The organism is Stenotrophomonas sp. P5_B8, from assembly GCF_054049855.1.
Window position 1 is genome coordinate 1 of the sequence record NZ_JBFULO010000875.1, and the last position, 583, is coordinate 583.

Consider the following 583-nt stretch of genomic DNA (forward strand, 5'->3'; position numbering starts at 1 on the left):
GTTCAAGGACGTGTTCCTTGGCGCCGAAAAGCGCAGCTACGTGCGCGCCGCCGACGTCCAGCGCTGCCTGCGTGCCGGTGGCAAGCACAACGACCTGGATCAGGTCGGTTACACCGCGCGCCATCACACCTTCTTTGAAATGCTGGGCAACTGGTCGTTCGGCGATTACTTCAAGAAGGATGCCATCGCCTGGGCCTGGGAGCTGCTGACCCAGGTCTGGAAGCTGCCGGCCGACCGGCTGCTGGTCACGGTCTACCAGACCGATGACGAGGCCTACGCGCTGTGGCGCGACATGGTCGGCATTCCGGAAGACCGGATCGTGCGCATCGKTGACAACAAGGGCGCACCGTTCGCCTCGGACAACTTCTGGCAGATGGCCGAAACCGGCCCGTGCGGTCCGTGCACCGAGATCTTCTACGACCACGGCGACCACATCGCCGGTGGCCCGCCGGGCTCGCCGGACGAGGATGGCGACCGCTTCATCGAAATCTGGAACCTGGTGTTCATGCAGTTCGACCGCCAGCCCGACGGCACCCTCGTGCCGCTGCCGGCGCCGTGCGTGGACACCGGCATGGGCCTGGAG

1 protein-coding gene is annotated in these 583 nt (G+C 65.6%); it reads left to right on the forward strand.

Annotation, left to right across the window (positions count from 1 at the left end; all coding sequences use genetic code 11):
- On the forward strand, window positions 1-583 hold a 583-nt coding region (locus ACXJKH_RS21940), incomplete at both ends, for an alanine--tRNA ligase-related protein (protein WP_457322550.1).